At 37.6% G+C, this 8,530-nt stretch carries 10 protein-coding genes; 1 reads left to right on the plus strand and 9 read right to left on the minus strand.

What is annotated here, in order from left to right; genetic code table 11:
- Positions 1-173: 173 nt before the first annotated feature.
- Positions 174-1,049 (minus strand): nucleotidyltransferase-like protein, encoded by an 876-nt coding sequence (locus tag BSO02S_RS16980; protein WP_066069941.1) that lies wholly within the window; start codon positions 1,047-1,049, stop codon positions 174-176.
- A gap of 148 nt (positions 1,050-1,197) precedes the next feature.
- Between BSO02S_RS16980 and BSO02S_RS16985 the strand changes: the two genes are divergently transcribed.
- On the plus strand, positions 1,198-1,551 hold the full coding sequence (locus tag BSO02S_RS16985; RefSeq protein ID WP_174524256.1) for a YgzB family protein: 354 nt from the start codon (positions 1,198-1,200) through the stop codon (positions 1,549-1,551).
- A 96-nt stretch (positions 1,552-1,647) separates the two neighbouring features.
- Here the strand turns inward: BSO02S_RS16985 and perR are convergent, their stop codons facing one another.
- The 8 genes from perR to BSO02S_RS17025 all read right to left on the minus strand — a co-directional run bounded on the left by perR (position 1,648) and on the right by BSO02S_RS17025 (position 8,253).
- A complete protein-coding gene (gene perR / locus BSO02S_RS16990) occupies positions 1,648-2,085 on the minus strand; it encodes a peroxide-responsive transcriptional repressor PerR (RefSeq protein WP_066069947.1) in 438 nt (145 codons plus the stop codon).
- 104 nt (positions 2,086-2,189) lie between these two features.
- A complete protein-coding gene (locus BSO02S_RS16995; protein ID WP_066069949.1) occupies positions 2,190-2,747 on the minus strand; it encodes a cob(I)yrinic acid a,c-diamide adenosyltransferase in 558 nt (185 codons plus the stop codon).
- Positions 2,748-3,041: 294 nt separating this feature from the next.
- The gene (bcp, locus tag BSO02S_RS17000; protein WP_066069969.1) at positions 3,042-3,512 is read right to left on the minus strand and encodes a thioredoxin-dependent thiol peroxidase; all 471 of its coding nucleotides are present in this window, start codon (positions 3,510-3,512) and stop codon (positions 3,042-3,044) included.
- An 85-nt stretch (positions 3,513-3,597) separates the two neighbouring features.
- Entirely contained in the window at positions 3,598-3,990 is a 393-nt protein-coding gene (locus tag BSO02S_RS17005) for a potassium channel family protein (protein ID WP_235846950.1), read from the minus strand.
- A 98-nt stretch (positions 3,991-4,088) separates the two neighbouring features.
- Positions 4,089-4,874 (minus strand): ABC transporter permease, encoded by a 786-nt coding sequence (locus BSO02S_RS17010; protein WP_066069952.1) that lies wholly within the window; start codon positions 4,872-4,874, stop codon positions 4,089-4,091.
- Between the two features lie 4 nt (positions 4,875-4,878).
- The gene (locus BSO02S_RS17015) at positions 4,879-5,670 is read right to left on the minus strand and encodes an ABC transporter permease (protein WP_066069955.1); all 792 of its coding nucleotides are present in this window, start codon (positions 5,668-5,670) and stop codon (positions 4,879-4,881) included.
- Positions 5,671-6,678 (minus strand): ABC transporter ATP-binding protein, encoded by a 1,008-nt coding sequence (locus tag BSO02S_RS17020; RefSeq protein WP_066069961.1) that lies wholly within the window; start codon positions 6,676-6,678, stop codon positions 5,671-5,673. It lies immediately after the preceding gene.
- Positions 6,679-7,275: 597 nt separating this feature from the next.
- The gene (locus BSO02S_RS17025; protein WP_066069964.1) at positions 7,276-8,253 is read right to left on the minus strand and encodes a nuclease-related domain-containing protein; all 978 of its coding nucleotides are present in this window, start codon (positions 8,251-8,253) and stop codon (positions 7,276-7,278) included.
- Positions 8,254-8,530 lie beyond the last annotated feature (277 nt).

Consider the following 8,530-nt stretch of genomic DNA (forward strand, 5'->3'; position numbering starts at 1 on the left):
GAACAAAATTCAGTTTCGCTCGGAAGCGACTTTATTAATATAACATAAAACATTTTGTAATGTCAATAACTTTTTTAAACCGTCACCTACGAAAGCTTTATAAGCTTGCTTCGCAGCGACGGTTATTAATATACCAAGTAAACCAAAAAAGGTCAATATGTTTTATTACTTTTTTATAATAATTTTTTATTAAGACGATATGCTCGATGAAAAACCCCATGACCCTTTGTTTCAATATTAACTACCTCTATTAAATGCTTTTCAATCAAATATTCAAGCAATACTGCCAGATCGACTGAGTAATGACTCAATTCTTTATCACTCATAATTTCATTAAACATCCAATATTCCTTACCATTTAGCACTTCTAAAAAATGCATGGTACCGATATTTGTTCTAGAATGAATCATAAATTCGCTTGCAAGAAATAAAAGTTCAAGCCTTTTTTCAAGCGTTTCCTCGCTATTTACAAGTTCTTCATATAATTTATATATTTCTGGTTCTATTTGTTTTACTTGCTGCCAAACGGTTAGTTCAGGATGAAGACCATTTTCTATTACAGCCAATCTTGCAAGATGATGCAAAGAATGAACAACATGGTTATAGGCATCTAAATATTGATGGCTTTCAAATAATGCTTTCCCATCCACATAGCGACGGATTAATTTAGCAAATTCTAAACCCATTTTAATTTTCCGCCCATTAAAAGGAAACTCTCGCAGTTCCGTTTTTAAATTAGCAACATATTCATTTCGATCAAAAAGGATCCTGGCATCATTTAGCCATTCAAATATTTTTCGATTCGTTCCTAATAACAGCCATTCATTCAACTGAGGTTCTGTAATGATATGCATGGCAGCCTTTTTATCATTATAAGAATAATGCTTAATAAATAATGGCTGATCAGCTTCTTTTACGACAACTAATAATATGACATCAAATGAATCAGTTATATGACTTAATTTTTGTTTTTTTTCTACCATTAAAACTCCAAGAGTATTTAATTGGCTCGCCCTTTCTTGATAAATAGGCCGAAGGATGTCTTCCATTCATCATTCCTCCATTTTTTTCAGGTAGCATTATATGTTCGACAATAACAATGAATATCCTTCTTTAACTTAGGACAAACTTCGACATTTTTCTACTCAGAATTTTTTCTCTCTACATAAATATGGTATAGTTTCTCTAGGAGGGAGTATCATGGCAAAATATTCGAGTAAAATAAATAAAATTCGTACCTTTGCATTATCCTTAATTTTTATCGGTTTTATTGTAATGTATATAGGCATCTATTTTCGAACTTCACCACTTATTATGACCATTTTAATGCTTTTTGGCTTTCTTTTTATTATCGCGAGTACCATTGTCTATTTTTGGATTGGAATGTTATCAACAAAAACCGTCCAAGTTAAATGCCCAAGCTGCGGAAAGCCTACAAAAATGCTTGGTAAAGTTGATATGTGCATGCACTGCCGCGAACCATTAACCCTTGATCCTAGTCTTATTGGTAAAGAATTTGATGAATCGTATAATAAGAAGGCAGGAAAATAAATAGAGGATAACTTAAACCCACACGGCCATTTAGCCATTTTGGTTTAAGTGATCCTCTTTTTTTGTAAAAAAACGACTACCTGCCTTCAATCCCTATTAATGGACTTCTTTACTCGTGCAATCGGGACATAGTCCGTAAATTTCCATTCGATGGTTCTCGACTTTGAAACCTGTAACATGGGATGCTAAGTGTTCCACTTCGTCTAAGCCAGGATAAAGAAAATCTACAATTTTTCCACAATTTTCACAAATGACATGATAATGATGTGTTGTAACAAAGTCAAAACGACTTGATGCATCACCAAAAGTTAGTTCCTTAACAAGACCTACTTCACGAAATACCCGTAAATTATTGTAAACTGTTGCCACACTCATATTAGGGAACTTTCCCTCTAAGGCTTTATAAATTTCATCAGCTGTAGGATGTGACATCGAGTTTATTAAATATTCAAGTATCGCATGACGTTGCGGAGTAATCCGTACCCCCGTTTCCTTTAGGGAATCCAACGCTTCTTTTAATTGATTCATCGTCATGCACCTCTTTTCTAAAAAATATTCTTATATTATAATTGTTATAATTAATTTTACTAATTAATTTGTACTTTTGTCAATATTGTAACCTCACAAACATGAAATGTTCATAAACTTTTTCCATGCAAGGTTTGTTCGTTAGCGCCTAATTGATGGTTCACATACCGAGCAGTAACAAATAATAAATCTGAAAGACGATTTAAGTAGGCCAAAACAAGCGGATTTACATCTTCCCCCAATGTAACCGCACATCTTTCTGCCCTCCTTGCAATAGTCCGTGCTACGTGGAAAGCTGCACCAGCAGGATGTCCTCCTGGCAAGATGAAATTCGTTAGTCCTGGAAGAGTGGTGTCCCAATCATCAATTTGTTTTTCCAATTCTTCAATATCCAAAGCAGCGAGCGACCACTTAACATCCTTTCCTTTGGGGGTAGCTAATTCTGCACCAACGTGAAAAAGATTTGTTTGTATTTTATGATATACATTTTCAATTATTTCTTTCCCTTGAAAATTTTCCTTATGCAAATGACTCAAAGCAAGTCCTATCATTGAATTGGTTTCATCACAGGTCCCATATGCTTCCACACGTAAATCGTTCTTCGCAACCCTTTGCCCATAAATAAGGGAAGTTGTTCCCCGATCACCCGTTTTTGTATAAATCTTCATTAGTTACGCCTCCAACGAATTCGATATATTTAAGCTACATTTTTATACCTTATGTATCAAAAAATTCATTAAATCCCCTTGGTTGGTAAGTTATTTAATTTTATTCATCATAACACCTGTAAATACATTTAGAAAACTCAAAATTGTAGGTAACCACAAATTGACATAAAAAAAAGGGCCACGATGGACCCAAAATTTATCTGAGGAGGTATGCCCTAATAAAATGATATTCAATCTAGCGGTTGTTGCATTGGACAAATGCCTTTTATCATAAAAATAGGCGAGAGTTTTGGATTAGTTTAGGTTTTCCTTTATGTACGTTAACGCTTCATCTACATGCCCTTTTACTTGAACTTTTCTCCACTCTTTCACCAATTTCCCTTCCTTATCAATAATGAAGGTCGATCTTTCAATCCCCATGTATTCTTTACCGAAGTTTTTCTTCAATTTCCAAACTCCAAACGCTTCCGCTAATTGATGTTCCGTATCCGCAAGCAATAAAAACGGCAAACCGTATTTCTCTACAAATTTCTGGTGGCGGTCAACCGGGTCTGGACTTACTCCTACTATTACCGCGTTCACTTCAGTAAATTGCTGAACCTGATCACGGAAATCACACGCCTCTGTCGTACAGCCCGGAGTCATGTCTTTTGGATAAAAATAAACAATTACATTTTTCCCTTTAAAATTTGCTAATGATACTGTCTCACCATTATTTGCTGCTACTCCAAGTTCAGGTACCTGCATTCCTATTTCAACTGTCACCATTACCACTCCAATAGTATAATATTTATTATTCACAGCGTACCCAATCTTCCCTTGTAACACAACTAACTCGCACTTGTTAGACTTATCTTTCCCTGTTCAACATGACACGTGCAACAAAGGCAGCGGGCAATGTATAGCCAATCAACGCCTCGATTACGGCGATTATTCTGCCAATACCATGCGGCAGCACATCGCCATTGCCGACAGAGAAAAGTGTCATCGCACTAAAATAAAAACTCGTTTCGAAGATATTACTGCGCGAATGATTATTCATTTCTTTAAGCAAAGGCATGCCGATTAAATGAAAGAGAAGGTAAATAAGGCCAAATCCGATAATAACGGTTAAGTATACGGTTCCTAAATAGAGAAAATTTTCGACCGAAACAAATTTGCCCCTAACTGTATTAGGAATAAATAAAGTTCGTAAACTCATAAAGATACAAAAGATTACAATCGGCAGCAAAAAATAGAACACTCGGACCACCTCTAGATTCCAACATGAGTTATTCTATTTCTATGCATACTTGGCCTAAAAAATATCAAAAAACCGGACAACATCTGCCCGGTCCTTAGTTAATTTCCTGCTCCTCGGTATTTTGTTACACCTTGATTCCATAAGCGGACAGAAAGGACAAAAAATACCACTCCAATCACGGGAGTTAAAAACGAGTACCAAAACCATTCTCTTTTACCGAGAAAAAAAGCAGCAGGATAAACTCCAACAAAAGCAAACGGCAAGACCCAAGTTAACATAAAGCGAATTAATTTATTATAGATATTAACGGGGTATCGCCCATAGTTACTAATATTGTACATCATTGGCATTAGGGACATTCTTGCATCTGCCCAAAAACTAATGCAGGCAATCATCACGAATACCCCGCCATAAACAAGTGCACCGCCGATGACAAAAACGATAAATAAGAACGGGTCATACCAGTGCATTTCAAGCCCCAGCCGGCTACCTGCATAAAACATGACAGCCAGTCCCGTAATCGCCCCTAATAATGCTTCCAACTCTATCCGTTCAAGGATGATTTGGAACAGACTATGGATCGGTCTTGTTAGGATCCGATCCAGTTCCCCCTTAACAATATAGCGATCATTAAAGTCCCAGATGTTAAAGAAAGCAGAAAAAACAGCAAAAGGGACAAGAAAAAAGCCATAGATAAAAATAATTTCATCCCTGCTCCAACCACCCAATAAATCGGTATGGCCAAAGACAACCAAAATAAAAACAAGATTGATTGCTTGTGAAAGTAAATCAGAGAAAAATTCAACGAATATGTCGGCCCGATACTGAAGCCGCGTTTTTATATATTGAGAAATATATTGAAAAAACATGGATATGTAAAACACTGTATCAACCCCCTTGAATAATCAGCTGCTTTTTCGCAAAGTACCAGAGCAATTGAATGGGTAAAAATAAAAGAATAACCCAAACAAATTGCTGCAATATTGCTTCCAATGCCTGATGATGGGAAAATCCCTTCGTCACAATCATACTCGGGAAATAGCTGATTCCTTGAAAGGGAAGAAACTTCATGACTTCCTGCGCCCAGCCTGGAAAGAAGCTAATCGGCAGGAGAAGCCCGGAAAACAGATCAATGACAACACGTTTGGCCCGAATAAGACCAGAATTGTTATACAAGAAGAAGGTAGTAATCCCTGTTAATAAATTCAGTTCCGTATTAATTAAAAAACTTAACAAGATTGAAATGGCGAACAACCCCCAAACGCTGGGGTCCCAAGTAAATTGAATCGGGAAAATAAAATAGACAATGATAAGTCCCGGTGCTGAAAAAAAGAAGAGCCTAAAAACCCCTTCTCCAAGACCCTGCATTGTTTTCATTCCAAGGTAATTGTAGGGTCTAATCAATTCAATGGCCACTCTACCGTCCATAATTTCGACGGCCATTTCACGATCAAGATTATTAAAGTAAAAGGCACGCGCCATCCAGGAAACTGCCACATAGGTGGTCATTTGTGTCATCGAAAGTCCTACAATATGCTCTTTAGATCCATAAATTGCCGACCATAAAAAATAATAGGCCCCAATATTAATGCTATATATCAGAATTCCTGTATAATAATTGGTCCGGTAAGCAAGCATCATTAGGAAGCGGATTCTAATCATTTCAAAGTATTTATCCACTTATACTGCACCCTTTTCATAAATGTTTCGAATGATTTCTTCTGTCGAAGTCTCATTAATTTTAATATCCTTTATTTTATAAGCAGCTACCACCTTTGCAATTACCTGTGAGATGAGTTCACCGCTATCCTCGACCGTTGCGGTAAATACCTGCTCCTTTTCCTCTAGCTCCCACTTAACAGGCAACTCGCTGGTAAGGACCTTAACCGCAGTGATATCTACCTTTTCAAGAAACTGAAACTTTAGTTCTTTCCCTTCGCTCCATTTCTCCTGCAGGTTCTTTAGTGCCCCGTCATAAATGACACTACCTTCATCAAGCAGAATCACACGTTCGCACAATGCTTCAATATCGGATAAATCATGTGTTGTTAACAGAATTGTTGTTTGATATTTTTCATTTATCTCTTTTAAAAAGTCACGGATTTTTAATTTGACAAGGACATCCAAGCCAATTGTCGGTTCATCCAGAAACAACAATGGCGGGTTATGAATCAATGCTGCCGCAAGCTCGCACCTCATTCTCTGGCCAAGCGATAATTTGCGCACCGGCTTATCCAATAGCGGCTCAATATCTAAAGTCCGGATGACATGACCCATATGATTGTTATAATCAGCATCCGATACCTTATAAACCTTTTTTAAGAGGCGGAAGGATTCCTGAACAGCAATATCCCACCATAATTGCGAGCGCTGGCCGAAAACGACGCCAATCGTTTGGACAAATTTCTCCCGTTCTTTGTGGGGGTTCATTCCGTTGACGATGATACTGCCTGAGGTGGGCGTTAATATTCCCGTCAGCATTTTTATCGTCGTTGATTTTCCTGCCCCATTTTCGCCAATATAGCCGACCATTTCCCCTTTTCTTACTGAAAAGTTAATATCGTTAACAGCCGGAATAACCTTATAATTCCGCGTTAATAAATCCCTAAACGCACCTTTTAAACCCGTTCGGCTCGAATAGGCTTTAAATTCTTTACGTAAATCCTTTACTTCCATTACATTTTCCATCACAGTTTTTCCTCCCGAATCACGCCCTAAAGAATTAGTTTAGCCAAATAATGATGCTAAAACAACTGTCCTGCACTTCAGCTGAATTTTCTAAAGGTCAAAACAGCACATAAGAAAAGCTCAAGCGCTCTGGTCAGCTGCGTATGGCCTCCTTGTAATAGCTAACACTTTTTCTTATGCAGCCGAAGCTTTCCTTGTGGAGCACTCCAAGTGGGTATTTGGAAACACGATGAGCTCTAGCGTTCAGATGTTGACTTATCGCAGGACGGAGAGCAAAGGCATTTCGCCGCTGGGGCGCCGAATCTAGACAATTCTCGAAGTTGAAATTTTTTATCTTTTAAAAAGATCGCAAATCGCTTTAAATAAGGTAAATTTTGGTAGAAATACAACCTGTTTTGGGAGTAGAATATCCATTTTGGACGTCGAATTGGCGAAAAAATGTAATAAGAAGGGCCTTGCCCGTCTGAAAAACATGTTTTTCTGCGGAAAAGCAGTCAATTTTACTCTTTCAAATTTTTATTAGCGAATTTCGAGAGTTTATTAGCGATTCTTACAAGTTTATTAGCGAATCTTCCATGTTTATTAGCGAATTGAAATTTACCATGGAAATACCTTCGGAAAATAGCACCTTCCCTTTTTTATACCTGAGTAATTTACCTTTCCAGAAAGCATCAGCAGTCTTTTAGCAGTATGAATCGAATCCAAATGGCAAAACTCCCGAAACTGCCGATTAGTAATTTTCATATCGAACAATAGAAAGTAATCCAGCAACGCAGCTATATGGGCATCAACAAAATAGTTGTCACAGCGGGGACAATACCATTTTTGTTTTTTACGGATAAGGGGCAGATAATTGCAGCATGGCCCAAGAATACCCGTTAATAGATCTGACTGTTTAATTCCGAACTTTTCAAGTAGGAATTTTGTGGGCGGGGTATTCATTTTCACAAGAAGGCGGCAAATTTTCCGAAGCTCTTTCGGATTGAGAAGTGAAGTAGAATACAGGTTTTCAAAAAACTGAATTTTACTTAGAAAAGCGTCTGCCTTGCAAACACGAGGCTTTACTTTCCGGGCGTTGGGGCCGGAAAGCACATATGTAGCGTATGGGTTGCCGATGACAACCATGTAATCAATGGGTACCGGGTGGAAACCATTCGCAGCGAGCCATTTTTTAATAAAAGCTTTATGCCTTTCAGCCTGGGCAATTGGGTCAGGATACCCTTTTTCCTTGTCATTATTTATTTGAATAAATTGCTCATTCTCAGTATCAAAAATTAACTTGCCAATCATATTTTTGACATCAATAATGAGTCCAAATTCAGGTGTTAGAAGAAGAGTGTCGATTTGGCAGTTGTAACCGCCATCAGGGAGGTTTAAATCGTGAAGTATTAGATATTTTTCCTGCGGAAGAGAACGGAGATAGTAATCTAGTGATACCTCACCATGATATCCGGCCTCTCGTCTTTTGAATTCCCCTAAAATGGCTTGATATTTATGGTGAGTTAACGGGAGACGCCTTAATATCGCCGCCAAAATGAGAAGTTTTAATGGAATAGTCCTTGCTTTTACGATCAAACAAATCACTCCTTTACATTTTAATGATAAAATTCTAAAAAGCGGGAGAAAATCCTGCCGAATTTTAGCGAAAATTATTAAGATTTTATGTCTGATTTTTTTATTAGCGAATTTCGGGAGTTTATTAGCGAATCTAGATGGTTTATTAGCGTATCTCGACCACTTATTAGCGAATATTTCAGTTTATTAGCGAATCGGCTTTAAGAAGAAAATCGCAAGCGGCCTGGTCAGCTCACGACAGGCCTGGAGCGCTCCAAGTGAGTATTGGAAACACGAA

Source organism: Neobacillus soli NBRC 102451, assembly GCF_001591665.1.
GTDB lineage: Bacteria > Bacillota > Bacilli > Bacillales > Cytobacillaceae > Neobacillus > Neobacillus soli.